This is a genomic window from Paenibacillus sp. BR2-3 (assembly GCF_046529485.1).
Taxonomy (GTDB): domain Bacteria; phylum Bacillota; class Bacilli; order Paenibacillales; family Paenibacillaceae; genus Paenibacillus_AQ.
Window position 1 is genome coordinate 574,625 of record NZ_CP126311.1, and the last position, 26,894, is coordinate 601,518.

Annotated in this window: 18 protein-coding genes, 3 rRNA genes and 4 riboswitches; of the genes, 20 read left to right on the top strand and 1 reads right to left on the bottom strand. The window is 49.5% G+C overall.

Going from position 1 to position 26,894, the window contains the following annotated elements; genetic code table 11:
* Nucleotides 1-11 precede the first annotated feature (11 nt).
* Together guaA and PaeBR_RS02835 are read left to right on the top strand one after the other, a co-directional pair.
* The gene (gene guaA / locus PaeBR_RS02830; RefSeq protein WP_410513406.1) at nt 12-1,550 is read left to right on the top strand and encodes a glutamine-hydrolyzing GMP synthase; all 1,539 of its coding nucleotides are present in this window, start codon (nt 12-14) and stop codon (nt 1,548-1,550) included.
* Nucleotides 1,551-1,838: 288 nt separating this feature from the next.
* Nucleotides 1,839-1,938: riboswitch (purine riboswitch) on the top strand.
* 128 nt (nt 1,939-2,066) lie between these two features.
* Nucleotides 2,067-3,467 carry an NCS2 family permease gene (locus PaeBR_RS02835; protein ID WP_410513407.1) on the top strand — a complete coding sequence of 467 codons (1,401 nt, stop codon included), beginning with the start codon at nt 2,067-2,069 and terminating at the stop codon, nt 3,465-3,467.
* Between the two features lie 302 nt (nt 3,468-3,769).
* Here PaeBR_RS02835 and PaeBR_RS02840 read toward each other — a convergent pair whose 3' ends face one another.
* Nucleotides 3,770-4,882 (bottom strand): RNA-guided endonuclease TnpB family protein, encoded by a 1,113-nt coding sequence (locus PaeBR_RS02840; protein ID WP_410513408.1) that lies wholly within the window; start codon nt 4,880-4,882, stop codon nt 3,770-3,772.
* An 89-nt stretch (nt 4,883-4,971) separates the two neighbouring features.
* On the opposite strand from PaeBR_RS02840, the gene PaeBR_RS02845 reads away from it, so the two are divergent.
* From PaeBR_RS02845 to PaeBR_RS02930, 18 genes are all read left to right on the top strand, one after another.
* The gene (locus PaeBR_RS02845) at nt 4,972-5,400 is read left to right on the top strand and encodes a hypothetical protein (protein ID WP_410513409.1); all 429 of its coding nucleotides are present in this window, start codon (nt 4,972-4,974) and stop codon (nt 5,398-5,400) included.
* Between the two features lie 226 nt (nt 5,401-5,626).
* Nucleotides 5,627-6,445 (top strand): hypothetical protein, encoded by an 819-nt coding sequence (locus tag PaeBR_RS02850; protein ID WP_410513410.1) that lies wholly within the window; start codon nt 5,627-5,629, stop codon nt 6,443-6,445.
* An 18-nt stretch (nt 6,446-6,463) separates the two neighbouring features.
* Nucleotides 6,464-10,288, top strand: coding sequence for a glycosyltransferase family 39 protein (locus PaeBR_RS02855; protein WP_410513411.1), 3,825 nt, complete (start codon nt 6,464-6,466; stop codon nt 10,286-10,288).
* Nucleotides 10,289-10,325: 37 nt separating this feature from the next.
* Nucleotides 10,326-11,303: a glycosyltransferase family 2 protein gene (locus PaeBR_RS02860; protein WP_410513412.1), complete on the top strand. Its 978-nt coding sequence runs from the start codon at nt 10,326-10,328 to the stop codon at nt 11,301-11,303.
* Nucleotides 11,293-11,697 (top strand): GtrA family protein, encoded by a 405-nt coding sequence (locus PaeBR_RS02865; RefSeq protein ID WP_410513413.1) that lies wholly within the window; start codon nt 11,293-11,295, stop codon nt 11,695-11,697. The genes PaeBR_RS02860 and PaeBR_RS02865 overlap by 11 nt, the downstream gene beginning before the upstream one ends.
* Nucleotides 11,698-11,737: 40 nt before the next feature.
* Nucleotides 11,738-12,397, top strand: coding sequence for a class D sortase (locus PaeBR_RS02870; protein ID WP_410513414.1), 660 nt, complete (start codon nt 11,738-11,740; stop codon nt 12,395-12,397).
* Between the two features lie 111 nt (nt 12,398-12,508).
* Nucleotides 12,509-12,589: riboswitch (cyclic di-GMP riboswitch) on the top strand.
* A gap of 71 nt (nt 12,590-12,660) precedes the next feature.
* Nucleotides 12,661-12,741: riboswitch (cyclic di-GMP riboswitch) on the top strand.
* A gap of 13 nt (nt 12,742-12,754) precedes the next feature.
* Nucleotides 12,755-13,564 carry a transglutaminase-like domain-containing protein gene (locus PaeBR_RS02875; RefSeq protein ID WP_410513415.1) on the top strand — a complete coding sequence of 270 codons (810 nt, stop codon included), beginning with the start codon at nt 12,755-12,757 and terminating at the stop codon, nt 13,562-13,564.
* Nucleotides 13,565-13,926: 362 nt separating this feature from the next.
* Nucleotides 13,927-15,484: ribosomal RNA gene (locus PaeBR_RS02880) — 16S ribosomal RNA — on the top strand.
* 258 nt (nt 15,485-15,742) lie between these two features.
* Nucleotides 15,743-18,672: ribosomal RNA gene (locus PaeBR_RS02885) — 23S ribosomal RNA — on the top strand.
* Between the two features lie 137 nt (nt 18,673-18,809).
* Nucleotides 18,810-18,926 (top strand): 5S ribosomal RNA (gene rrf / locus PaeBR_RS02890).
* Together the 16S, 23S and 5S rRNA genes form the textbook arrangement of a ribosomal RNA operon.
* Before the next feature lie 226 nt (nt 18,927-19,152).
* Nucleotides 19,153-19,902 (top strand): acyl-[acyl-carrier-protein] thioesterase, encoded by a 750-nt coding sequence (locus PaeBR_RS02895; protein ID WP_410513416.1) that lies wholly within the window; start codon nt 19,153-19,155, stop codon nt 19,900-19,902.
* 43 nt (nt 19,903-19,945) lie between these two features.
* Entirely contained in the window at nt 19,946-21,151 is a 1,206-nt protein-coding gene (locus PaeBR_RS02900) for an MFS transporter (protein ID WP_410513417.1), read from the top strand.
* Between the two features lie 113 nt (nt 21,152-21,264).
* Nucleotides 21,265-21,528: a DUF1294 domain-containing protein gene (locus PaeBR_RS02905; protein ID WP_410513418.1), complete on the top strand. Its 264-nt coding sequence runs from the start codon at nt 21,265-21,267 to the stop codon at nt 21,526-21,528.
* A gap of 51 nt (nt 21,529-21,579) precedes the next feature.
* Nucleotides 21,580-22,014 carry a universal stress protein gene (locus PaeBR_RS02910; RefSeq protein WP_410513419.1) on the top strand — a complete coding sequence of 145 codons (435 nt, stop codon included), beginning with the start codon at nt 21,580-21,582 and terminating at the stop codon, nt 22,012-22,014.
* Nucleotides 22,015-22,222: 208 nt separating this feature from the next.
* Nucleotides 22,223-22,324, top strand: a riboswitch (purine riboswitch).
* Nucleotides 22,325-22,562: 238 nt separating this feature from the next.
* Nucleotides 22,563-23,048: a 5-(carboxyamino)imidazole ribonucleotide mutase gene (gene purE / locus PaeBR_RS02915; protein WP_410513420.1), complete on the top strand. Its 486-nt coding sequence runs from the start codon at nt 22,563-22,565 to the stop codon at nt 23,046-23,048.
* The gene (purK, locus tag PaeBR_RS02920) at nt 23,045-24,244 is read left to right on the top strand and encodes a 5-(carboxyamino)imidazole ribonucleotide synthase (protein WP_410513421.1); all 1,200 of its coding nucleotides are present in this window, start codon (nt 23,045-23,047) and stop codon (nt 24,242-24,244) included. Before purE ends, purK begins: the two co-directional genes overlap by 4 nt.
* Before the next feature lie 6 nt (nt 24,245-24,250).
* On the top strand, nt 24,251-25,546 hold the full coding sequence (purB, locus tag PaeBR_RS02925) for an adenylosuccinate lyase (RefSeq protein WP_410513422.1): 1,296 nt from the start codon (nt 24,251-24,253) through the stop codon (nt 25,544-25,546).
* A 376-nt stretch (nt 25,547-25,922) separates the two neighbouring features.
* Nucleotides 25,923-26,813: a phosphoribosylaminoimidazolesuccinocarboxamide synthase gene (locus PaeBR_RS02930; protein WP_410513423.1), complete on the top strand. Its 891-nt coding sequence runs from the start codon at nt 25,923-25,925 to the stop codon at nt 26,811-26,813.
* Nucleotides 26,814-26,894: the final 81 nt, after the last annotated feature.

A 26,894-nucleotide genomic window follows, 5' to 3' on the forward strand; every position in this document is an offset into this window, starting at 1 on the left:
GGAGGCACGTAATGAACAAGCCAAATGAAATGATCGTCGTTCTCGATTTCGGAGGACAGTACAACCAACTTATCGCGCGCAGAATTCGGGACCTGGGGGTATACAGCGAGCTTCTGCCGTACAATACGCCAATTGACAAGATCAAAGCATTATCACCGAAGGGGATTGTTTTCTCCGGAGGTCCAAGCAGTGTATACGCCGAGGATGCACCGCATGTTGATCCGGCCATCTACGATTTGGGATTGCCGATCTTCGGCATCTGCTACGGCATGCAGCTTATGGCCCATCAACTGGAAGGCAAGGTGGAGCGTTCCGCCAAACGCGAGTACGGCAAAGCCGATGTCGATTTTGAACTCGAATCTTTGCTGGCCGGGGGGCTGGAGAGCCGCCAGACCGTATGGATGAGCCACGGAGACCATGTAGTTGAGCTTCCGGCAGGCTTCAAGCTGGATGCGGGCACCGAAAGCGCCCCGATTGCGGCAATGAGTCATAACGAACGGAAATTCTTTGCTGTCCAGTTCCACCCTGAGGTTCGGCATTCCGTACGCGGTAACGAGATGATCTCCAACTTCCTGTACAATATCTGTGGCTGCGAAGGCAAATGGACGATGGAATCGTTCATTGATGACGCCATTAAGGATATCCGGGACAAAGTAGGGGATAAAAAAGTGCTCTGCGCACTTAGCGGCGGCGTGGATTCCTCCGTTGTGGCTATGCTGATTCATCGGGCCATCGGTGATCAACTGACCTGTATGTTTATCGATCACGGCCTTCTGCGCAAGGGCGAAGCTGAGAGTGTTATGGAGACATTTGTAGGCAAGTTCGACATTCACGTGATCAAGATCGATGCCCGCGAGCGCTTCATGAGCAAGCTGGCCGGTGTGGACGACCCTGAGCAAAAACGTAAAATTATCGGCAATGAGTTCATCTATTGCTTTGATGAAGAGTCGGCCAAGCTGGGAGATTTCGCATTCCTGGCTCAAGGAACACTCTATACGGATATTGTGGAGAGTGGAACAGCCACCGCGCAAACGATCAAGTCGCACCATAATGTGGGCGGCCTGCCGGAAGATATGAAGTTCAGTCTGATTGAGCCTCTGAACACGCTGTTCAAGGACGAGGTCCGTAAGCTGGGTGAAGAGCTGGGAATGCCGCATGCCATCGTCTGGCGTCAACCTTTCCCGGGTCCGGGACTTGCGATTCGTGTGCTGGGTGAAGTCACAGAGGACAAGCTCACCATCGTGCGTGACTCCGACTATATTTTACGTGAAGAGATTGCCAAAGCCGGGCTGGACCGTGAAATCTGGCAGTACTTCACAGCACTTCCTAACATGAAGAGCGTTGGCGTTATGGGAGACGCACGTACGTACTCCTACACCGTAGGCATTCGCGCAGTTACCTCCATTGATGGAATGACAGCCGACTGGGCGCGTATTCCGTGGGATGTGCTGGAGAAAATCTCCGTCCGTATCGTCAATGAAGTAGAGAACGTGAACCGTGTCGTATATGACATCACCTCGAAACCGCCAGCAACCATTGAGTGGGAATAATAGAGGTTCAGCCAAGAGCTGGAACGCCGTTGAACGGCGCTTCCGGCTCTTTTTTTGATAGGTTTGATATTAGCGGTCTCATTTGGACTTTTTTTCATTCCGGCCACTTCCGATGGATACGATGTCAGCTTTCAGTTTATATTAAACGACATAAGCTTTGATTTTTGGCCGATTAGCTTCAAGTGGAAATTAGCCGAAATTGTCTGATTTACGAACGATATGAAAAACCTGACGAATAATGTTCGCTTTCACCGTTGACAACCGATGTCATGTCCACCTAAAATGGTAAAGCACAACAACACATATATTCGTATAATTCCAGGGATAGGCCTGGAAGTTTCTACGAGGTCACCGTAATGACCTGGCTACGATTTAAGAAGAGGATCCAGCGTGATATTGCTGCCGCAAGGCTGGCGATTTCGGGGAGGAACTCTTTTTTTCGGGCCGGTGTCTACCAAAGACTCCGGCTTTTTGTTGCTGCCACAGCACACCAACATACCTTAGGGGGAGAACAATTTGAATCGCTTTTTTAAACTGAAAGAGAACGGAACTACAGTGCGCACAGAGATTATGGCCGGTTTGACCACATTTATGGCAATGGCCTATATCCTTTCGGTTAATCCCGGCACTTTGACTGCTTTTGGCCGCATCGATATGGGCTGGTACTCCGTATTTTTGGCTACAGCACTAGCAGCGGGTATTTTCACCATTGCTATGGGCCTGTTCATAAATTTTCCGGTGGCTTTGGCTCCGGGCATGGGACTTAACGCATACTTCGCATCCGTAATCTTGTCTTCCGCAACCTCGGAAAACCCGTTTACTTGGCAAATGGGTCTTACAGCAGTCTTCATTTCCGGTTTGATCTTTATCATCTTGACGATTACCAGAGTACGGCAAATATTGCTCGACGCCATTCCTGACAGCCTGAAGCATGCGATTACAGTAGGTATCGGCTTGTTTATTACCATTATCGGCCTTAAGAACAGCGGCTTGATGACCATCGGCGTTGAAGCCGGCAGCGACATCAAAGCGAACACTTTTACAGATGTACTTTCCTTTGAAACGGTTATTCACATGGGCAGCCTGGAGAATACCAACGTTCAATTGGTAATTATCGGCCTGCTTCTCATTGCCATTTTGATGGTGCTGAAGGTTCGCGGCGCAATCCTGTTCGGTATTCTCGGCACAACGGTTGCCGGTATCCTGATGGGCGCAGTAGATTTCAGCAGTTTGTCCAATCCGCAAACACCTTGGGTTCCTGATTTCACCCAATTGAACTTTATGGAGTTTGACTGGGATGGTATCCTGCACACAGGTATTATCTCGGCCATCGCTACCTTCACCTTTGTAGAGTTGTTTGATACGTTTGGTACGCTGGTAGGTACAGCACAGCGCGCAGGAATTATGGATAACCCTGAAGAAGGCAAAAAACGTGTAGGTAATGCAATGTTCGTAGATGCGGTTGCAGTTGCAGGCGGTGCTGTTCTGGGTACTTCCACTACTACTGCTTATATTGAAAGCGCCGCTGGCGTAGCGGAAGGCGGACGCACAGGTCTTACCGCTGTAACGACCGGATTATGCTTCCTGCTTGCTCTCTTCCTTGCTCCTGTTGTGGCCCTGATCCCGGGTTCGGCTACGGCGGCTGCACTGATCATCGTCGGTGTGCTTATGGCGCAATCGATTCGTAAAATTGATTTTGACGATATGGTTGTGGCCATTCCGGCATTCCTGACCTTTGTAATTATGCCGTTTACTTACAACATCGCTAACGGCATTTCCTTCGGTATCGTTACCTATGTAATTCTTGCTTTTGTGGCTAACCTTGCCGGCAAGAAGAAATACGACATCCACTGGATGATGTGGGTACTCGCTATTCTGATTATCCTTCGCTATGTGCTGATTGGCAGCCAAGGTTAAGCAATTATCCATTCAATATTTGCGGCTCCTTCTATTAGAAGGGGCCGTTTTTTTGATTGCTGAGGATTACCTTAATCTATTTGCCACAGGGAACCGGACTTTTCTTCACCTGGTATTTAGATTATATTGTTGAAGAGGTGGTCAATGACTCCCGACTAAAGTCGCGAGCTTGTAACGACCCAATAGTCCAAACGGCGGTAGACGCCTCCTATCTTTTTTCGCTTGGTGCACGCGTGGTGTTACATTTGTAAGCCAAGGCTTACGCGGGAAGATTGACAGCTCCCCAGCGGCGAAAGCGCTGCTTACGCCGTTTCTTCAGCGATGTACTGGATTCCAAGGCGCTGAAGATTCATGCCGCCAATGCGGTCATCGTTCGATTGATAACGGCAATTTTGGCAGCAAAACAGATGTTTCTTTTTATTGCGGTTTTCTTTGGCCGTGTGCCCGCACATCGGACACATTTGCGAGGTGTATTTGGGATCGACGGCGATCACTTTGGCCCCCCTCAACTGGGCTTTGTACGTGATCATCTGGCGAAGCTGATAAAAGGCCCACGATACCGTTTGATAGCGCTGGTGGATATGCACACGCTCAGTCGCCTGGCGGACGCCTGTTAACTCTTCAAGTACAAACAGCGTGTTTTTGCCGTAAGAATCGACGAGTGCCTTTGATACCGAATGATTAACATCCGACATCCAACGGTTTTCTCGTTGACCGATTTGTTTGAGGCGTCGGCGCGCAGAAGGCGTTTGTTTTTGCTGAAGCTGTTTACGCAGCGCTTTAAAATGAGCACGTTTGTGCTTGGCTTTGCGGCCGTTAAAAAATAATGTTTTTCTTTTCGAATCAAACGTTGTGGCTAAAAAGTTCACTCCTAAATCGACACCGACGACTTCGCGAATGGCGGAAAGTTCCGCTTCCTCAACCTCTTTAGTCATCGGAATATGCAAAAAGAATTTGCCGTGTTTGTAAACGAGCTTCGCGGTGCCAAACGACCATTTCCCGCGAAAGTAGTGTTCCATACCCTTCGTTTCAAACGGCACTTTGATCCGTCCTTCCAACGTATTGACGGAAAATAACCCTTTTACCAGCGAATAATCGCGGTTCCAGACCAGGTCATACTCAGGACGTTTAAACTTGACACGTGTCCAAGGATGCCCGTTGCTTTGATTGGTTTTGTAGCGGGCGATGACGGTTTTCATCACCGATTGGGCCATTTGCGATTTGAGTTCCCAATCTTGACGGAGCACTTCGTAGGTCAGGCGGTGCAGCACAGGCTGCTGAAGCTGATGCGTCAAAAAGACCGTTTCTGACACCGCATTACATCCTGCCCGGTATGCCGAAAAGGTTCGCAACAACTTCTGTTGTTGCTCTTCGGTGGGATTGATTTTAAGTTTTGCAGTTACTGTGAGCTGCATGATTTTCCTCCTTTCTTTACTAAGAATAGTATACTCTTATTTTTCAGTTAAAAAATAAGAGCCTAAGAAAAAAATAGCGATCTCCTCCCATGACTAAAGTCACGGGTCTCCGATCGCTTAAGATGATGAAGTTGTGGAGCAGGTTAAATAGAGGGTATAACTACTGCAGACACAATCCCTGGCCGGTTGTCCTGTTTTTGCTGGGAGCTGCCATTCGTATTCTATACATAGGTTCAATTCCCGGAGGGCTGAATCAGGACGAAGCATCCATTGGGTATGATGCGTATGCCATCCTGCATTATGGAATCGACAGAAACGGGATTCATCTGCCGGTTCACCTGATCTCCTGGGGAAGCGGACAAAATGCGCTCTATGCCTACCTTTCGATGCCGTTTATTCTTCTGTTCGGCTGCTCGGCATGGTTATATTTTATCTTTTTTCTAAAGCTGCCTTTGAATCCAGACATGCGGGAACGGCAGCCATGTTCTTTATCGCCATTAATCCGTGGCATATCATGATGTCAAGATGGGCACTGGAATCCAATCTGTTCCCTACGCTGGTATTGCTCGCTGTGTACAGTTTGCTGAAATCTTTACATTTTCCTAAATGGTCGTATGGCTTTACCGTTCTTGCAGCTCTTTCGCTGTATGCTTATGGGACTGCCTATTTTTTCGTTCCTGTCTTTACCCTGGGCGCCGCTGTTTTTCTACTATATAAAAAAGTACTGAGCCCCCGGACATTCCTATGGAATGCGGTGTTATTTGCGCTACTGGCTCTGCCTATTCTATTATTTATAATAATCAAACATTGGAAACTGTGGGTGCCCATTTCCGGAATTTCCTGACGCTGCTCCTTAGCGGGAGTGACGGCCTGCAATCGAATACGATCTCACCGTATGGGTTTTCTTATCCGATTGCACTGCCTTTTGCCGGTATAGGCCTCATTGTTATGCTGCGCTCCTTGCGGAAAAGCGGACGGACGGCTATCCCCAAGACTCTGGTGCTGCTTTGGATTGCCGCTGCCGTTCTGATGGCTTTGATTACAAATGTAAATGTTAATCGGATTAACATTATTTTTTACCCCATTCTTTTGCTTGTTGTCGAGGGCTTTCTGTGGCTGGGCCGCAAGGTAAAAGCTGCAGGAATCGTCTCAGCTGCTCTATTCAGTGTTTTCTTTGTTCTGTTTACTACGGCTTATTTCCGTGATTATCCTGAAACGATCGGACCGGCCTTTTATGAATCCATCGGTGAGGCGGTACAATATGCTTCTGCAAAGAGCGAAGGGAAGATTTACGTTACAGATCAGGTGAATATGCCTTATATATATGTGCTCTTTTATGAAAAGATCAGCCCTCATGATTTTCTAGAGACGGTCCGTTATAAGAACCCGGGGGCTCCGTTTCAAGAGGTGTCTTCCTTCGGAAGATATGTTTTTGGCCATCCGGGCATAACCTTGGGGGAGAATGCAGCCTACATCTTTTGGAATGGTGATCCCATCCCTGCGGAGAGCAGAAATTATTCGATCACAAGATTTGCCAATTATACTGTGGTTATTCCACATTAGTGAGGTGAGGATTGAGCTATGAAAACAAATAAACCTATAGCCGCAATTATTGTGTTGATGCTGTTTTTATTTATTGTTCCTGTTTCCGGAGCTTTTGCCGAAGGGAATCTTGTGCAGAATCCGGGTTTTGAAGAAGGGGAGGCAGATGCTCCTTCCAGTTGGGCACAGGATGCCTGGATTGCCGGTAACGCCTCAGGACTTATATCCGTACAATCCGAGGAGGTCCATACGGGAAGCAAGGCGGCCGTAATTGAGAACCTCGAACCCAATCACTTGAAATGGGTACAGACTATTGCCGTCCAGCCTGACAGCTATTACAAAATCTCCGGTTGGGTAAAAGTCGTGGGCACCGAGGGCGCGGGAACAGGCGCCAATATCTTCATCGTGGGCATTGCCGGCGGATATCCAAATGCAGTGGATACGGCGGGAGAATGGCAATATCTTGATTTTTTCGGTCAAACCGGACCAGAGCAGAGTGAGCTTGGCATAGGCGCAAGCCTTGGCGGATACTCGAGTCTGATTAAAGGCAAGGCATATTTCGATGATTTGTCGGTAGAACAATTGGACGCCGCACCCGTTGATAAGGACATTATCTCGCTGGACAGCGGGGTAACCAATCAGGAGGGGAGCGCTGATCCTGCAGCTGCGCCACATAAAGTGTCACCCGCCAAGCTGCTGCTGCTGTCGTCGTTGTTCACCATTTTTTTCGCCTTCCTCTATACTAGAGCCTTCCGCAGTCAAGGGTTGTTGAATCAGCCTGCGGTTTTCTATTCAAGAGGGTTATATGTTGTTTTCGGAGCCGCCCTTATCCTGCGGATATGGATTGGATTGACCGCACAGGGATATGAGAATGACATGAATACGTTCATAGCCTGGGGTCAGCGTCTGGTTGATTTGGGTCCGGGGAAATTCTATCAGGAAGGTTATTTTGCCGACTATCCTCCAGGGTATCTATACATATTGTATTTGCTTAGTCTTGTACGGGGCATATTCGGCTTTGCGCATGGATCGGCGGGTGAGACATTGCTCTTCAAGCTGCCTGCCATCCTTTCCGATCTGGTGCTTGGATACTTGATTTATCGAGTAGGCCGTAAGAAATTAGGCTCAGGGCTGGCGTTTGGATTAATGCTGCTCTTCTTATTCAACCCGGCGGTGCTCATTAATTCGGCTGCGTGGGGACAAGCGGATTCCTTCTTTTTGATTTTCCTGCTCCTCAGTATCCGCGGGGCTGTAGACAAGGCTTTTGTGCGATCAGCTATTTGGTTCGCTCTTGCGGTAATAATCAAGCCGCAGGCGCTGATTTTCACACCGGTTCTGCTGTTTGCCTTCTATCATCACCGGGCCTGGAAGCAGCTGGCAGTCGGTGCCCTCTACGGGCTTGGCTTGTTCGTTATGTTGGCCGCTCCATTTTTCTGGAACAACGGCGGGATAAGCGAGATTATTCATCTGTACAAAAACACCTTATCCTCTTATCCGTATTCGTCAGTCAACGCGTTTAACCTTTATGCACTGACGGACCCCTTGTGGTCCTCCCTGGACCTGACATGGCTGGGAATAACCTATCGTATATGGGGCTTTATCTTTATTCTGACGGCGGTAGCGTTGGCAGCACTCTATTCTTTTAAAAGAGACCGCCTGAATCTGTCCAAATCCTACTTTATCGGAATGGTCTTAATTGTGGTTGTGTTTGTGCTGGGAACCAAAATGCATGAGCGTTATCTCTTCCCGGTCCTGATTCTCTGTCTATTCAGTTTTATAGAAAGCAGGGACCGCCGTTTCCTGACCTTGTTCCTGGGATTCAGCTTGACCCAGTATCTCAATGTCGGCTACACGCTGGCCCATCTGAATGCCGGCATTAATCCGGGATCGGATGGAATTGTGCTGACAACGGCCATCGCCAATCTCGGGCTCCTGTTATATATGCTCTGCATTGGATACCATGTGTATATCAAGAAAGTGACGAAGCCTCTTCTCCCGCCGTACACAGCGGCAGAAAAAAGTGCCGGGGATATGAAGATCATAGAAGACATCCGGCCGTTTGCGGAAAGTGGACACGGGTTCCGGCTGAAGCTTCAGCGCAAGGACTGGATATGGATGGCTGCGATCACAGCCGTTTATGCCGCACTGGCTTTATTTCATTTAGGTTCATCCAAATCACCGGAAACACTTTGGGAGCCGGCCACCCACGGCGAGAGCTTTTACGTAGATTTGGGTGAGAGCAAGCCATTGGAGCGCGTGAACCTATTCGGAGGTGTGGGAACAGGCAAGTTTAAGCTGGAATTCGGCCAATCCCCGGATGCGTGGAATAACCAGGTCGATGTAGACGAGGAAGTCGGCAATGTATTCGTGTGGAAAAGCCAACCCCTGAACGTCACTGCCCGCTACGTGAAGCTTACAGTGAATTCACCGGGATTTTCGCTGTATGAGATGGCTTTTTACGAGCAGGGAGGCGGAAGAACTCCGCTTCCGGTTGCCGGTGTGACTCCCGAGCCCGGAGCCGTTCCCAAACACGGAACCCCGGCCCATTTATTTGATGAGCAATCCATGATTCCGGAGTATTCCGGGTTCATGAATGGAACCTATTTCGACGAAATTTATCATGCGCGTACGGCTTATGAGTATGCACACGGCATTGTACCTTACGAGAATACGCATCCACCGCTCGGCAAGCTGCTCATAGCTGTAGGGATGGAGCTTTTCGGTGTAAATCCCTTCGGGTGGCGGATTATCGGCACGCTGTTCGGTATTGCCATGCTGCCGCTTATCTATATGATGGCTTTTCGTTTATTCAGTAAAAGCAGATACGCCGCCCTTGCAGCGGGATTATTCGCACTTGATTTCATGCATTTCACCCAGACCCGGATTTCAACCATAGATGTGTACGGCGTCTTTTTCATCATGTTAATGTTCTACTTCATGCAGCGCTATTTCACACTTAATTTCTACCTCGTTCCCCTAAGGAAAACGCTGGTGCCGCTGTTCTGGTCAGGACTATTCTTCGGCATCGGAGTTGCTTCCAAGTGGATCGTGCTGTATGGTGGTGCAGGGCTGGCGATTATGCTGGCACTGGTATTATTCGAGCGTTATAGGCAGTACCGGGCGGCGGGACGTGTTCTGGCCGAAGGGAAGCTGGGTGATCTGGAACTGAGAAATGCCAGTCAGAAGGCCGTTAAATCCTTTTGGAAGAATACGATTCTTACCTTGTTAAGCTGCATTGTATTCTTTGTGCTAATTCCTATCCTCATATACAGCCTTTCCTTTATTCCGGTCCTGACAGTAACGCCTGAAGGATTTACGGTAAAAGGTTTGATTGATGCCCAGATCAATATGTATGACTATCACAGCCAGCTTGTAGCTACCCATCCTTTTTCTTCATCCTGGTGGCAGTGGCCGTTTATGAAGAGACCTGTCTGGTTCTTTAGTGGCGGAGAAGGCCTCCCGGAGGGTCAGGTGAGCAGTATTGTGACTATGGGCAACCCGCTGATTTGGTGGACAGGGATTTTCACTATGCTGGCTGCTCTATGGCTGACGGTCAAACGCAAGGACAAAAATCTGTACATGATCTGGATTGCCTTCTTCTCACAATACGTGCCCTGGATGCTTGTCCCGCGCGAGACGTTCCTTTACCATTATTTTGCCATGGTGCCGTTTCTGATTCTTGGTATTGTTTATGTGATGAAGCTCCTGGACAGCAGGTCTCCAAAAGCCCGTTTTGTACGTTATATTTTTGTGGCGGCTGCGGCGCTGCTCTTTATCGGATTCTATCCGGTGCTGTCGGGTATGGTGGTCAGAGGGGATTACGTAACGAACATCCTGCGCTGGTTCCCTACCTGGGTTTTTTAAAATTATAAATAGTTAACTATGCTTGAGGAGGAACGTAATGAAGGCCAGATACAGCGTAATTATTCCTATGTTCAATGAGGAAGAAGTTGTTGCCCATACGTACGATCGATTGAAAAAAGTAATGGACGGCTGCGGTGAACCCTATGAGCTTCTATTCGTTAATGATGGGAGCCGTGACCGTACCGTAGAAATCATGCGGGAAATCAGCAGCCGCGACGAGAATGTGAAGCTGATTGATTTCTCCCGTAACTTCGGACATCAGGTAGCTATAACCGCAGGCATGGATTATTCGGAAGGCCAGGCGGTTGTTGTCATTGATGCCGACCTTCAGGACCCGCCGGAGGTAATATTACAGATGATTGCGAAGTGGAAGGAAGGTTATGAGGTCGTGTATGCGAAGCGGCTGAAGCGCCATGGAGAGACTCTTTTCAAAAAAGTGACGGCAAAACTCTTCTACCGGCTTCTAAGCAGCATGACGAGCGTGGATATTCCAACAGATACAGGGGACTTCCGCCTGATTGACCGGAAAGTGTGTAATGTTCTTAGAGGATTAAAGGAGAAAAACCGTTACGTCCGGGGACTGGTGAGCTGGGTGGGCTTCCGCCAGACGGCGGTCGAATACGTGCGTGAGGAGCGTTTTGCCGGGGAGACAAAATATCCGCTAAAAAAAATGATCCGCTTTGCGCTTGACGGAATCACCTCTTTTTCACATAAGCCGCTGAAGATCGCGTCCTATATTGGTTTCTTTCTTTCCTTAACCAGTTTTATTTACCTGTTCTTTGTATTGTTTCAGAGGCTGTTCACATCATGGACCGTTCCGGGCTGGACTTCAATAGTAGGTGTCAATTTGCTATTTAACGGCATTGTGCTTATGCTGCTTGGGATCATTGGTGAATACATCGGCCGGATTTACGACGAATCCAAAGACAGACCGCTCTATATTGTGCGTGAGACGGCGGGGTACCGTAATGGAGAATTTGAGGATGACCGGAAGGACGATATTTATGCCCGATAAAAGCCTCCGCACCGGATTCATTCAATTTCTGAAGTTCAATGCGGTCGGCCTGCTCAACACGCTGATTGATTTTGCTGTATTTACACTGCTGCACTCCATAGGGATGCTCTATCCGGTGGCTCAGGTCATTTCCTACAGTGCAGGTACGGCCAACAGCTTTATTCTTAACAAAAAAGTGACCTTTCGGGATCGGGAACGTGTCAGTCAGGAAGGGTTCGACCGGACGCAGCTGCTGAAATTTATTGCGCTGAATCTGGCCGTGCTGGGAATCTCGCTGCTGCTTATGCGTCTTTTGACAGATCAGCTCGGGGTTCAAGTTTTGATGGCTAAAGTTATGGTTACGTTTATTACAGTAATTATTAACTTCTTCGGAAGCCGGAAATGGGTTTTTTGAAAGGATAGTATGAGCTTATGAATAGAAGGGAGTGCGAATTATGCGTAAGTTTTCCTATCTGCTTATACTTGGCGGTATTTTGATCTTGCTCTATCCGAAGGCTAATGAGTGGTATAACGATTGGCAGCAAAGCCAGCTGTTGAAAGACGCGGAACAGAGCTACAATGATAGTGCAAATCCCACGGCTGATGCTGATCTGGAAAGCAGATATGCCAAGGTTGCTCAGTTGCTTGCGGATGAATCGGCTCTGGACGAGCAAGCCCAGACTGCAGGGGACAGTCCAACCGCAGCCGGGCCGGAAATGGGCGATAACGTTATTGCACTCCTTGAAATTAATAAAATAAACCTGAAGCTGCCTGTGCTGGAGGGGGCTACGAAAGCCAATATGAAGCATGCCGCCGCACATATGCAGGAAACAACCCCCCTCGGTCAGATCGGCAATGCAGCTATAGCTGCACACAGGGCCAGAACGACCGGAAGATTATTCAACAGATTGAATGAAGTAGCCATTGGAGACATTATTACTGTAAAAACAAAGAACCAAGTCTATGAGTACGAGGTTTATGATATTTCAGTGGTGGAGCCAACCGACGTTTCTGTTCTGAACGGCAACAATAAAGATAAGATTCTTACCCTTATAACATGTGATCCGCTCGTAAATCCGACACATCGGCTTATAGTGCATGCCAAATTGTCCTGAAAGATATGATAAATTTGAACTATCATAATTTTAATAATATGAAAATAAATCTATCTACTTTACTATTGAGTAATTGCGAAAATATGGTAATATATTAACTATAAAAGCTAAGCACGATAACGGCAAACCTATTGAAAAGTAGGGACGCAAAGCTAAAGGGCCTTCCCGTAAGGATGGCAGCCAGCTACCGAATGAAGGGCTTTTTTTTGTTTGTTCAAGTCTATTTCTATCAGACTCTACTAAATAGTACAAAGATAGAGCTTATACGATAATAGCAAACCTGACGAAAGTTAGGGACGCAAAGCTAAAGGGCCTTCCCGTAAGGATGGCAGCCAGCTACCGAAAGGAGTTTTATCCTTGAAAAAGGTTTATTTTATGTTATTAACGCTATTTGTAGTGGCCACTTCTGTTCAGGTGACTACAGCAGATGCTGCAACTACCGATTCCAGTTGGTTGAATACCTCGAAGCTTACGGAGGGTGTAATCGGAATTGAATACGAAGTGCCGAAAGACAAACGCACCAAGCTGATGATTACTAAGGACAATAATAGCTACACCTATAATCTGTTCTCTTCTCAACAAAATGAACGTTTTCCACTTCAACAAGGAAATGGTTCCTATAAGGTTACTGTTCTTGAGAACACTACGGGTAACAAATACAGAACGGTCTACTCTGCAATGGTACAGTTGTCCTTAAGCAACACTAATGTTGTATATCTGAATTCCGTTCAGAATATTAAATGGAGTTCCTCGGATAAAGCCATTCAAAGAGCTCAACTGCTGACACAAGGAAAGAAAACAGATGAAGAGAAAGTGAAAGCCATCTATAACTACATCGTTAAGAACGTGCAGTATGATTATGGTTTAGCGAGTTCAGTATCCAGTGATTACATCCCTAATATAGATAATACTCTTACGGACAAAAAAGGTATTTGTTACGATTATTCCTCCTTATTTGCCGCAATGCTTCGCAGTGTAGATATTCCAACCAAACTGGTTATGGGGAACACGAGCTATGTCAGTCAGTATCATGCCTGGAATGAAGTGCTGTTGAATGGCAAATGGGTAACCATTGACACGACTGTAGACGCTGGATTGATCAAGAACAAGAAAACTGCAACGCTGATCAAAAGCTCGAATAAATACACGACTGCTAAAGTTTATTAATACTTGTTGAAATTTAACTCAATTAATGGACAACCTGCTTAATAATTAAGCAGGTTGTTTTTATTTTGCTGATAGGGTTGCTTTTACCCCTGAGGATGGGGTATTATAAGTAAGCGTTGTTGGAGAAGAAATAAGCGAAGTGATTAGCGAAATAAGTTATTTCGAAAAAAAAGCTTGCACTCCTCAATACAATGTGATATATTATAAGAGTTGCTGGTGAGGCATTAATGACCGACAACGAGAACTTGATCTTTGAAAACTGAACAACGAGTGAGTGGGATTTTATGAAAGTGAAATCCAAAAATGAGAATGTAAATTCTCGTCAGATGTTTCAAAATGAGCTATCGCTCTTTCTAAATACCAATTTGGAGAGTTTGATCCTGGCTCAGGACGAACGCTGGCGGCATGCCTAATACATGCAAGTCGAGCGGAGTTTTATTGGGAGCTTGCTTTCAATAGGATTTAGCGGCGGACGGGTGAGTAACACGTAGGCAACCTGCCCCTTAGCCTGGGATAACTACCGGAAACGGTAGCTAATACCGGATAATTTCTTTGTTCTCCTGAAGAGAGAATGAAAGACGGAGCAATCTGTCACTGAGGGATGGGCCTGCGGCGCATTAGCTAGTTGGTGAGGTAACGGCTCACCAAGGCGACGATGCGTAGCCGACCTGAGAGGGTGAACGGCCACACTGGGACTGAGACACGGCCCAGACTCCTACGGGAGGCAGCAGTAGGGAATCTTCCGCAATGGGCGAAAGCCTGACGGAGCAATGCCGCGTGAGTGATGAAGGTTTTCGGATCGTAAAGCTCTGTTGCCAGGGAAGAACGTCTCATAGAGTAACTGCTATGAGAGTGACGGTACCTGAGAAGAAAGCCCCGGCTAACTACGTGCCAGCAGCCGCGGTAATACGTAGGGGGCAAGCGTTGTCCGGAATTATTGGGCGTAAAGCGCGCGCAGGCGGCTATTTAAGTCTGGTGTTTAAACCTTGGGCTCAACCTGAGGTCGCACTGGAAACTGGGTGGCTTGAGTACAGAAGAGGAAAGTGGAATTCCACGTGTAGCGGTGAAATGCGTAGATATGTGGAGGAACACCAGTGGCGAAGGCGACTTTCTGGGCTGTAACTGACGCTGAGGCGCGAAAGCGTGGGGAGCAAACAGGATTAGATACCCTGGTAGTCCACGCCGTAAACGATGAGTGCTAGGTGTTAGGGGTTTCGATACCCTTGGTGCCGAAGTTAACACAGTAAGCACTCCGCCTGGGGAGTACGGTCGCAAGACTGAAACTCAAAGGAATTGACGGGGACCCGCACAAGCAGTGGAGTATGTGGTTTAATTCGAAGCAACGCGAAGAACCTTACCAGGTCTTGACATCTGGGTGAAAACACTAGAGATAGTGTCCCTCTTCGGAGCACCCAAGACAGGTGGTGCATGGTTGTCGTCAGCTCGTGTCGTGAGATGTTGGGTTAAGTCCCGCAACGAGCGCAACCCTTAACTTTAGTTGCCAGCAGGTAAGGCTGGGCACTCTAGAGTGACTGCCGGTGACAAACCGGAGGAAGGTGGGGATGACGTCAAATCATCATGCCCCTTATGACCTGGGCTACACACGTACTACAATGGCCGGTACAACGGGAAGCGAAACCGCGAGGTGGAGCCAATCCCAGCAAAGCCGGTCTCAGTTCGGATTGCAGGCTGCAACTCGCCTGCATGAAGTCGGAATTGCTAGTAATCGCGGATCAGCATGCCGCGGTGAATACGTTCCCGGGTCTTGTACACACCGCCCGTCACACCACGAGAGTTTACAACACCCGAAGTCGGTGGGGTAACCCGCAAGGGAGCCAGCCGCCGAAGGTGGGGTAGATGATTGGGGTGAAGTCGTAACAAGGTAGCCGTATCGGAAGGTGCGGCTGGATCACCTCCTTTCTATGGAGAATCGTCACCTGCAATGGTGACATTCAAATCTGGAAGCGTAAGCTTCTATAAGAACCTTAGGTTCGAACACTCACTCGTTGCTCAGTTTTGAGAGTTTAAGCTCTCAAATGCAAGAAACTTGATCCTTGAAAACTGGATACCGAAACGAATTTGCGTTTTAGAACATCTTTTAGCTAAAGCTTGTGTCAAGCAATTGATCAAGTTTAAAACTATTAGTGGTCAACTATTTTCCCTAGCGGGAAAAAGTTTGGTTAAGCTAATAAGAGCACACGGAGGATGCCTAGGCGCCAGGAGCCGACGAAGGACGTGGCGAACAACGAAACTGCCTCGGGGAGCTGTAAGCAAGCTTTGATCCGGGGGTGTCCGAATGGGGAAACCCAGCTGTGGTAATTCGCAGTTACTTCTCTCTGAACACATAGGAGAGATAGAGGCAGACCAGGGGAACTGAAACATCTAAGTACCCTGAGGAAGAGAAAACAATAGTGATTCCGTCAGTAGCGGCGAGCGAACGCGGAACAGCCTAAACTTGGGCGATTTATCGCCTGGGGGTTGTGGGACGTCTCCCATGGAGTTACAAAGGAATTCAGTAGGTGAAGAGGTCTGGAAAGGCCCGCGATAGAGGTAAAAGCCCTGTAACCTAAACTGTGTTCTCTCCGAGACGGATCCCGAGTAGTGCGGGGCACGTGAAACCCCGTATGAATCCAGCAGGACCATCTGCTAAGGCTAAATACTACCTGGCGACCGATAGTGAAACAGTACCGTGAGGGAAAGGTGAAAAGCACCCCGGAAGGGGAGTGAAATAGAACCTGAAACCGTGTGCTTACAAAAAGTCAGAGCCCGATCTATGGGTGATGGCGTGCCTTTTGTAGAATGAACCGGCGAGTTACGTTTAACATGCAAGGTTAAGGTGAGAAGCCGGAGCCGCAGCGAAAGCGAGTCTGAATAGGGCGACATAGTATGTGGACGTAGACCCGAAACCGTGTGATCTACCCCTGTCCAGGGTGAAGGTGCGGTAACACGCACTGGAGGCCCGAACCCACGCATGTTGAAAAATGCGGGGATGAGGTGGGGGTAGCGGAGAAATTCCAATCGAACTCGGAGATAGCTGGTTCTCCCCGAAATAGCTTTAGGGCTAGCCTCGGCATCAGAGTAATGGAGGTAGAGCACTGATTGGTTGCGGGGCCCGCAAGGGTTACCAAGATCAGTCAAACTCCGAATGCCATCTACTTATTGCCGGGAGTCAGACAGTGAGTGCTAAGATCCATTGTCAAAAGGGAAACAGCCCAGACCATCAGCTAAGGTCCCCAAGTGTGTGTTAAGTGGGAAAGGATGTGGAGTTGCACAGACAACCAGGATGTTGGCTTAGAAGCAGCCACCATTGAAAGAGTGCGTAATAGCTCACTGGTCGAGTGACTCTGCGCCGAAAATGTAACGGGGCTAAACACACCACCGAAGCTATGGCTAGATACGGTTGTATCTGGGGTAGGGGAGCGTTGTGTATACGTTGAAGGTGTACCGTAAGGAGCGCTGGAGAGTACACAAGTGAGAATGCCGGTATGAGTAACGAAAAGATCAGTGAGAATCTGATCCGCCGAAAGCCCAAGGTTTCCTGAGGAAGGCTCGTCCGCTCAGGGTAAGTCGGGACCTAAGGCGAGGCCGAAAGGCGTAGTCGAAGGACAACAGTTTGAAATTACTGTACCACCGTAATCCGCTATGAGCGATGGGGTGACGCAGGAGGGTAGTGACGCGGACTGATGGATGTCCGTCTAAGCAGTGAGGCTGATGTGTAGGCAAATCCGCACATCATTAAGGCTGGGCTGTGATGGGGAGCGAAAATTACAGTAGCGAAGGTCATGATCTCACACTGCCAAGAAAAGCCTCTAGCCAGGAGAAGGTGCCCGTACCGCAAACCGACACAGGTAGGCGAGAAGAGAATTCTAAGGCGCGCGGAAGAACTCTCGTTAAGGAACTCGGCAAAATGACCCCGTAACTTCGGGAGAAGGGGTGCCCCGGTAGTGTGAATAGCACGAGGGGGCCGCAGTGAAAAGGCCCAAGCGACTGTTTAGCAAAAACACAGGTCTGTGCGAAGCCGCAAGGCGAAGTATACGGGCTGACGCCTGCCCGGTGCTGGAAGGTTAAGGGGAGCGGTTAGGAGCAATCCGAAGCTGTGAACCGAAGCCCCAGTAAACGGCGGCCGTAACTATAACGGTCCTAAGGTAGCGAAATTCCTTGTCAGGTAAATTCTGACCCGCACGAATGGCGTAACGACTTGGGCGCTGTCTCAACGAGAGATCCGGTGAAATTTTAATACCTGTGAAGATGCAGGTTACCCGCGACAAGACGGAAAGACCCCATGGAGCTTTACTGCAGCTTGATATTGAATTTGGGTACGATCTGTACAGGATAGGTGGGAGCCAGGGAAGCAGGAGCGCAAGCTTCTGCAGAGGCGACGTTGGGATACCACCCTGATCGTATCTAGGTTCTAACCTGGCACCCTAAGCGGGTGCGGGGACCGTGTCAGGCGGGCAGTTTGACTGGGGCGGTCGCCTCCTAAAGAGTAACGGAGGCGTTCCAAGGTTCCCTCAGAATGGTTGGAAATCATTCGAAGAGTGCAAAGGCATAAGGGAGCTTGACTGCGAGACCAACAAGTCGAGCAGGGACGAAAGTCGGACTTAGTGATCCGGTGGTACCGCATGGAAGGGCCATCGCTCAACGGATAAAAGCTACCCTGGGGATAACAGGCTTATCTCCCCCAAGAGTCCACATCGACGGGGAGGTTTGGCACCTCGATGTCGGCTCATCGCATCCTGGGGCTGAAGTAGGTCCCAAGGGTTGGGCTGTTCGCCCATTAAAGCGGTACGCGAGCTGGGTTCAGAACGTCGTGAGACAGTTCGGTCCCTATCTGTCGTGGGCGCAGGAAATTTGAGAGGAGCTGTCCTTAGTACGAGAGGACCGGGATGGACGTACCGCTGGTGCATCAGTTGTTCCGCCAGGAGCATGGCTGAGTAGCTACGTACGGACGGGATAAGCGCTGAAAGCATCTAAGCGTGAAGCCCCCCTCAAGATGAGATTTCCCAAGTCAGTAAGACCCCTTGAAGACGACGAGGTAGATAGGTTGGAGGTGGAAGTGCAGCAATGCATGGAGCTGACCAATACTAATCGGTCGAGGGCTTATCCAATATCTATAACGCAGATTTGTTTCGGATTCAGTTTTCAGGGAGTCAAATTCCTGAAGTAGCTATAAGCTGCATGTCTTTTCTAGTGTTGGTTATTTTCCTGGAGAAATTCGGGGAGTGATACGACCGGAAAAAACCTGTTTGGTGGCGATAGCGGAGGGGTTCCACGCGTACCCATCCCGAACACGACCGTTAAGACCTCCAGCGCCGATGGTACTTGGACCGAAGGGTCCTGGGAGAGTAGGACGTTGCCAAGCACATGAGAGCCACTGTTGATTCATTTGACAGTGGCTTTTTTGTGTATACTAAATACGCGGGGAATTGTGGATAAGTCTTGGAAAACAGAGCTTACCTAAAACTTACTAACATGTGGATAAAAATTTAAATTGCAAAGCACTCCCCAGAACATGTGGATAGAGCAGATATTTTTGTGGATACGCAGTCAAGGCTAATCAAATTAAAGATCTTAAGGGGGATAATAGAATGGACGACAAGACTCATCTTATATGGACGGAAGATCATAAAGTTCATGCCAGCGATACAGATTACCGTTCACAGGGTAAACTGTCTTTTATCCTGGATATAATGCAGCGTGCGGCCGATTCGGCTGTTACCAGTCTGGGATTTAGTCTGGAGCAAATGATGCAAGCCGATATGGGCTGGATGATGATTACGTTGGATCTGGAATTTAGCCGTTCTCCGCGTCAAAACGATATTCTCAGTCTCCGAACATGGAGTAAGGGAACCAAAGGCGCACTTTGGCAGCGGGATTACAGGATATTTGACAGCAGTAGCACAGAAATCGGGGCAGCAAGATCGATATGGGCATTGGTGGATATTACGAAAAGGAAGATTTTGCGGCCCAATGCTTTGCCTGGAAACGTGGAACATTACACTGGGGATTCCGTGGGATTGATGCCAGATAAAGTTACCATTCCTCTGGAAGTTTCTTTAAATGAAGCCTATCGGTATGAGGTAAGATACAGTGGATTGGATAATAACGGACATTTGAACAATGCACGTTACGGAGACCTATGCTGCGATGTCTTACCGTTAGCGGAATTCGAAGGCAAGAACTTACGACGATTCAGAATCACTTATCTGCAGGAAGCCACATATGGAGACGAAATGGTGGTATCGTCTTCAGCCATGACAGAAGAAGGGATATACATACGCGGGGAAGGTAACGGTATTGTCTATTTCGAAGCCTGCCTGCAACTAGAAACGGAATGATATTTAAAGTAAAAGAGTCTGTATGAATGGGGCGGGTGATTTTGTGGCGGTGCAACAGCAAGCGGGTCAGGTAAAAGCGGTTGAAACCTCAGAGAGTAAGGGAAGCAGCCGTTTCTTCTTTTTGGTTATTGTCTTTCTGTTCTGGTTCTCTTCATATATTTATGTTCCGGTGCTTTCGCCTTATGTGGAGCATTTGGGAGCCTCGTATATTATGGTGGGCATGGTGCTCGGCGTTTATGGACTCATGCAAATATTATTTCGTTTGCCTATCGGTATCGGCTCGGATTATATCAACCGGCGGCGGCCGTTTATTTTTCTGGGTCTGATCGCCAGCGGGGTGAGCTCTTTCCTTTTTATGTGGGGCTTACAGCCGGGGTGGGCGCTGGCCGCTCGTGCCGTATCCGGAATTGCCGCTTCTGCATGGGTGGTGTACTCGGTGATGTTCGCGGGGTATTTTCCAAAAGAGGAAGCGGGAAGAGCAATGGGTATGCTGCAGTTCACTACAGTAATCGCACAGCTCACGAGCATGATGATCAGCGGTTATATGGTGGAACACTGGGGCTGGAGTGCACCTTTTTTTATCGGAGGAATCGTTGCCTTTGGGGCACTGTTGCTTGCCCTGCGCCTGCCTGAACAAAGACCCGGGAAACGCGAGAGTGCGATACAGATTAAGGATCTTACCGCTGTAATGAAGGAACCGCTGCTGGTACGGGTATCGCTGCTGTCTGTGCTCGCACACTGTGTACTATTTATTACGATGTTCGGTTATACCCCGAATCAGGCGCTGAATATCGGCGCAAGCAAAGAAAGTCTCGGCTGGCTTACGCTGGCCTTTATGGTTCCCCATGCGGTTGCGACGCTGTATGGATCGCGTTTTTTTGGAAAACTGCTGGGGGATCGGGGGACGCTTATTCTTGGTTTTGCCGGGAGTGCGTTGTTCACGCTGCTTATTCCGTCGATGACGACTCTTGGCGCGTTATGTGCGACACAGCTGGGAAACGGCTTTATGCAGGGATTGATTTTTCCGCTGCTTCTGGGTAAATCGGTATCGGGTGTGGCTCCTTTTAAACGGGCGACGGCCATGGGCTTCTACCAGGCGGTATACGCGATAGGGATGTCGGGCGGACCGTTTGTGGCGGGCTGGATGAGCTCTGTATACGGCTTGACAGGTGGCTTTTGGCTGGGAGGAATCGCGGCTGCACTCGCTGCTGTTTTGTCGTGGTTTTGGATAAAGGATCCGAATAAATAATACGGGATGTAAGCGTGAATAAGGGTCATCTAATGTAAGGATAATTGGTTTTTTGCCAGAAAAGGTAATATAATATGAAGTAGATGGGATGCAAGGAGGAGGGGCCGGAAGGAATGGTCAAGGTTGTGATGCTATGGTTCGTGGTTACCAATATTATCGGGTATGTGGTCATGTCCGAGGACAAGAACAAAGCCCGAAGAAGGCGGGAACGTGTGCCGGAGAAGACACTGTTTGTGCTGGCGGCCATGGGCGGGGCGCTGGGTGTGCTGATCGCCATGTACCGCAAGCGCCACAAGACGAGGCATACATCCTTCAGGATCGGAATTCCGCTGCTGCTGCTGCTGAATGTCCTGCTCTACAGCTATTTCTTAAGATGATGGCCCTTATAATTATTATTGCAAGACAAAACCAAAAAAGAGGTGGCGTATATGTTATTCTCTAAAATTTTGCTCGCCTATGACGGTTCTAAGGCTTCCAATCAGGCATTGGAGCGCGCGATCGAGCTGGCTAAGGTAACGCCGGATTCTACGCTTCATGTCGTACACGCATTTGAATTCCCACGGTTTTTTATCGGGGAAGCTCTCGCGCCTCTGCCGGCTTCAGTGAACAAGGACTACTATGATTTGGCAGTGCAGACGACGGAGGAAGTGAAAGGCCGTTTGAAGGCTGAAGGGCTTAATGCTGAAGTAGAGCTTCTGCAGGGTTCGCCTGCTGAGGTTATTTTAAAATATGCCAAGCAGCAAGATGTGGATGTAATTGTTATCGGCAGCCGGGGACTCGGCGGGATTCGTGAGTTTGTTCTGGGCAGCGTAAGTCATAACGTAGTGCAGAGTGCCCGTATTCCGGTGCTGGTTGTGAAATAGTATAGATTATTTAGAAGAGGGACGCTGACGGCGTTCCCTTTTTTTCTTTAGAGAGGGCTTGGTCAATATAATCGAACTGCGCAGATCAAACTTTTTCGTCCGGTTATAAGGCATTATTAAGAATTTGAAGGTGCCAAAAAGCGAACATTTTATAGAGAGTATTTGACAATGTTCGTGTTTAAGTTGACATGGAGTGTAGGGCATTGTTAAACTAAAGCTATGAGCAGCTCGTATAAAACCGGGGATAAGGCCCGGAAGTTTCTACCCGGGAACCGTAAATTTCCGGACTACGAGGAGATAGGATGAACAATTGCGACAGCGCCGCCCGGGAATCGGGTTGTAGAACTGTTCGCTTTTCCGCGCTTGATCCGCCGGGTTAACCGGTATGAGTGCAGGCTCTCTCCTAATTCCTTAGTAGTCCGATCCTCCCGCAGCAGAATGCGTCTGGAAATCGGGCTTTTTTTGTCGGATTTAGGGAAAACTAAGCGAGTGGATATAAGCTAGAACGATTAAAATATAAATTCAGTGAACAGAAGGTAGGTCGAATCATGTCTGTGCAGGTGGCTGTCATCATGGGCAGTAAATCGGATTGGGAAACGATGGAGCATGCTTGTGCGGTGCTGGAGGAGCTGGGCTTATCCTATGAGAAAAAGGTAGTATCCGCACATCGTACACCGGATCTCATGTTCCGCTATGCGGAGGAAGCGGCGGGCCGGGGCATCCGTGTTATTATCGCAGGAGCGGGCGGGGCAGCGCATTTGCCGGGTATGGTGGCAGCGAAGACGATTTTGCCGGTTATCGGTGTGCCTGTACAATCAAAGGCGCTGAACGGCCTGGATTCGCTGCTCTCCATCGTGCAAATGCCGGGAGGCATTCCGGTGGCAACCGTGGCGATTGGCCGCGCTGGGGCCGTCAATGCGGGCCTGCTGGCCGCGCAGATCATCGGGGCCTTTGATCCTGAGGTGCAGAGCCGGGTGCAGCAGCGGCGTGATGCGACCCGCGATGAAGTGCTGGAAAGCAGCGACAGCCTATGAGCCGGGAGGAGCTGAAGCTGGCCGGGGACACACCCCGGACACTGGCGCCCGGTTCGACGATCGGCATGCTGGGCGGCGGTCAGCTCGGGCGCATGATGGCGCAGGCCGGCAGCGCCATGGGCTACCGCTTCGTGGCGCTGGACCCCGCGCCGGATGCGCCCTGCGGGCAGGTGGCGCCGCAGATCATCGCGGCGTACAACGACCGGGACGCAGCGCGGCAGCTTGCACAGCGCTCGGACGTCATCACGTACGAGTTCGAGAACGTCGACGCGGGCGTAGCCGCCCTGCTGGCGGAGGAATCGTACGTGCCGCAGGGCAGCGCGCTGCTGTATACGACGCAGCATCGGCTGCGCGAGAAAGCCGCCATCCGGGCGGCGGGCGTCCCGGTCGCCCCGTACCGGAAGGTGGGCAGCCTTGCGGAGCTTGAGGGCGCGGCTGCCGAGCTGGGGCTGCCCTGCGTGCTGAAGACAGCCACAGGGGGCTATGACGGCAAGGGACAAGCCGTCATCCGGCAAGCGGAAGAGCTGGAAGCAGCCTTCCGGCAGCTGGTGCCGGATTCATCGGCTGTTATTTTGCCCGAGCTGGTGCTTGAGAAATTCATTTCTTTTCAATGTGAAATATCTGTCATTGCCGCAAGGAGTGCATCCGGGGAGGTTAAGAGCTTCCCTCCGGCGGAGAACATTCATGTGAATAATATTTTACATCTATCGATTGTCCCCGCCCGGGTGCCGGAGGAGATACAGCAAAGAGCGTGCCGGTTGGCCGAGACTTTGATAGACGGGCTTAACGCTGTTGGGCTTTTGGCGGTGGAAATGTTTGTTACGGAGGATGGAGAGCTGTTCGTCAATGAGCTGGCACCCCGTCCGCACAACTCGGGTCATTATACGATGGACGCCTGCGTCACCTCGCAGTTCGAGCAGCATGTGCGGGCCATCTGCAATTTGCCTCTGGGCGATACCTCGCTGCTGACCCCCGTGGTCATGGTGAATGTTCTGGGGCAGCATCTGGATGGAGCCGTTGAGCGCTTCTGTAGAGCAGATGAAGAAGCAAACAGGCTGGGTATTGCACCCAAGCTTCATATATATGGCAAGACTGAGAGCAAAACAGGCCGCAAAATGGGCCATATCAACCTGCTGTGCAAGGATACCGGAGACGGATTGTCCTGGGTAGAGCAAACTAACCTTTGGAGGAACTGACAAACCATGATTGAACGTTACAGCAGACCTGAGATGCGGGCCATTTGGACCGAAGAAAATAAATTCAACGCGTGGCTCGAAGTTGAACTTTGTGCGTGCGAAGCGTGGGCGGAGCTGGGAGTCATCCCGCAGGAAGACGCCGCCAAGCTGCGCAAGGATGCCAAATTCGATATCGCGCGCATTGATGAGATTGAGCAGGAAACGCGCCATGATGTGATCGCTTTTACCCGTGCGGTTTCAGAGAGCCTTGGAGCAGAACGCAAATGGGTGCATTACGGACTTACTTCCACAGACGTGGTAGATACGGCGCTTGGATACCTGCTTCGTCAGGCGAATGAGATTCTGGAGAAGGACATTGTCAACTTTATTGAAATTTTAAAAGATAAAGCAGTAGCGTACAAAGATACTCCGATGATGGGCCGGACACATGGCGTGCATGCCGAGCCAACGACTTTTGGACTGAAAATGGCCCTGTGGTACGAGGAAATGAAACGGAATCTGGAGCGTTTCCGTCATGCTGCGAACGGCGTGCAGTTTGGTAAAATCTCCGGCGCGGTCGGCACTTACGCCAACATCGACCCATTCGTGGAAGAGTTCGTGTGCCGCAAGCTGGGTACAAGCCCTGCTCCGATTTCTACACAGACACTGCAGCGTGACCGTCACGCCGAATATATGGCAGCACTTGCTTTGGTCGCCACTTCGCTGGACAAGTTCGCCACAGAGATCCGCGCCCTGCAAAAGAGCGAGATCCGCGAGGTGGAAGAAGCTTTTGCCAAGGGACAAAAAGGCTCGTCTGCTATGCCCCATAAACGTAACCCGATCGGCTGTGAGAACATTTCCGGCCTGTCGCGCGTCATTCGCGGCCACATGGTGACGGCCTATGAGAACGTCCCGCTGTGGCATGAACGAGATATTTCGCACTCTTCAGTGGAACGGATTATCCTGCCGGATGCGACCATGCTGCTCAACTATATGCTGAACCGTTTCGGCAACATTGTGAAGAACCTGACGGTATTCCCGGAAAATATGAAGCGCAACATGAACCGCACGTTCGGCGTGCCGTTCTCCGGACGAATCCTGACCAAGCTGATCGACAAAGGCCTTAGCCGTGAGCAAGCCTACGATACCGTCCAGCCGCGCGCCATGCAGGCTTGGGAGGAGCAAATCCAGTTCCGTGACATCGTTGATGCTACACCTGAAATTACTAACGTGCTCAGCGCGGAAGAGATCGAGGACGCGTTCAATCCTTCCTGGCACCTGAAGCATGTGGATACTATTTTCCGTAAGCTGGAACTTATCTAAAAAATGGGTAAGTAATTGGTGAAGTAAGGAAAGCGATAAAAGATAAGCGGAGAGTAGCGGAAAGGGCGGAATTGTTCTGGAGAAGCGTCAATTGAAAGGTTGGAATAGGGGTTTTTGGTAAAAGAGAAACGAAGAGAAATTTTGGAACTGGAGAAGCGTTAGCGTTCGCCTTTATCCTCGGATTTCAACCGATAAAATCGGTTCAATTAAAGAAATCTGAGGATAACAGCGATCGGAAGTCCAAATATTTCTCGCAGTGGCCCAAATAACCAAGAGCTTATTACAATCTTCATCTCCGCTAAAAAGAATAATCCGCACTTGGAGCGGCTTTTACGCAGAAATTAATAGAGATCATTAGTTCAAGGGAGGAAAGGTCATGACATCACCGGCAGTATCCACAGCCGTGGAACTCATCAATGCGCCGCTTCTTTATAAAGGTAAGGTTCGTGAGCTTTACGATTTGGGGGAACATGTACTGATCGTGGTCACGGATCGGATATCCGCATTCGATTATGTACTGGAACCGGCAGTCCCGGAGAAGGGGAATGTGCTTAACCGGCTGAGCGCTTTTTGGTTCGGACAGACGAAGGATTTGATAGAGAATCATGTGGTGCATATCGATGTGGATCAGCTCGGAGACGTCGTTGTAGACAGGGAAGCTCTTAAGAACCGTGTTATGGTCGTACGCAAAGCTGAGCGGATTGATATTGAATGCGTTGTGCGCGGCTGTATAACTGGCGGCGGCTGGCGGCAATATGAAGAGACAGGCAGTGTAAATGGCATTAAGCTTCCTGTAGACTTGCGCAAAAACGCGCTGCTGTCACAGCCGATCTTTACCCCGGCGGCTAAAAACGATGTAGGCCATGATGAGGATATCCCGTTTGAGAAGATGCAGGAGCTGATCGGTGCGGAGCTTGCGCTGGAGCTGAAGGAGAAAAGCCTGAAGCTGTTCGCTTTTGCCAGAGAATACTGCGCCGAGCGGGGCATCATTCTTGCGGACTGCAAATTCGAGTTCGGTCTGCTGGACGGCAAGGTGATTCTGATCGACGAGATTTTTACGCCGGATGCTTCACGCTTCTGGGCCAAGGACAAATACGCTCTCGACATCGAGATTGACAGCATGGATAAGGAGCCGGTTCGGACCTACCTTTCTGCATCGGATTGGGATAAAAATAGCACGCCCCACCCGCTGCCCCTTGAGGTAGTAGAGGAAACCACACGCCGGTATCTGGACATTTATCATCGCCTTACCGGTAAGTCTTTGTAACTCAACTCACATGCTATTTTGATCTTAATTGCAGTTTGTTCAGCTATTGAGGTCAGAAAAGTCGTTAATTGGACTTTAAGT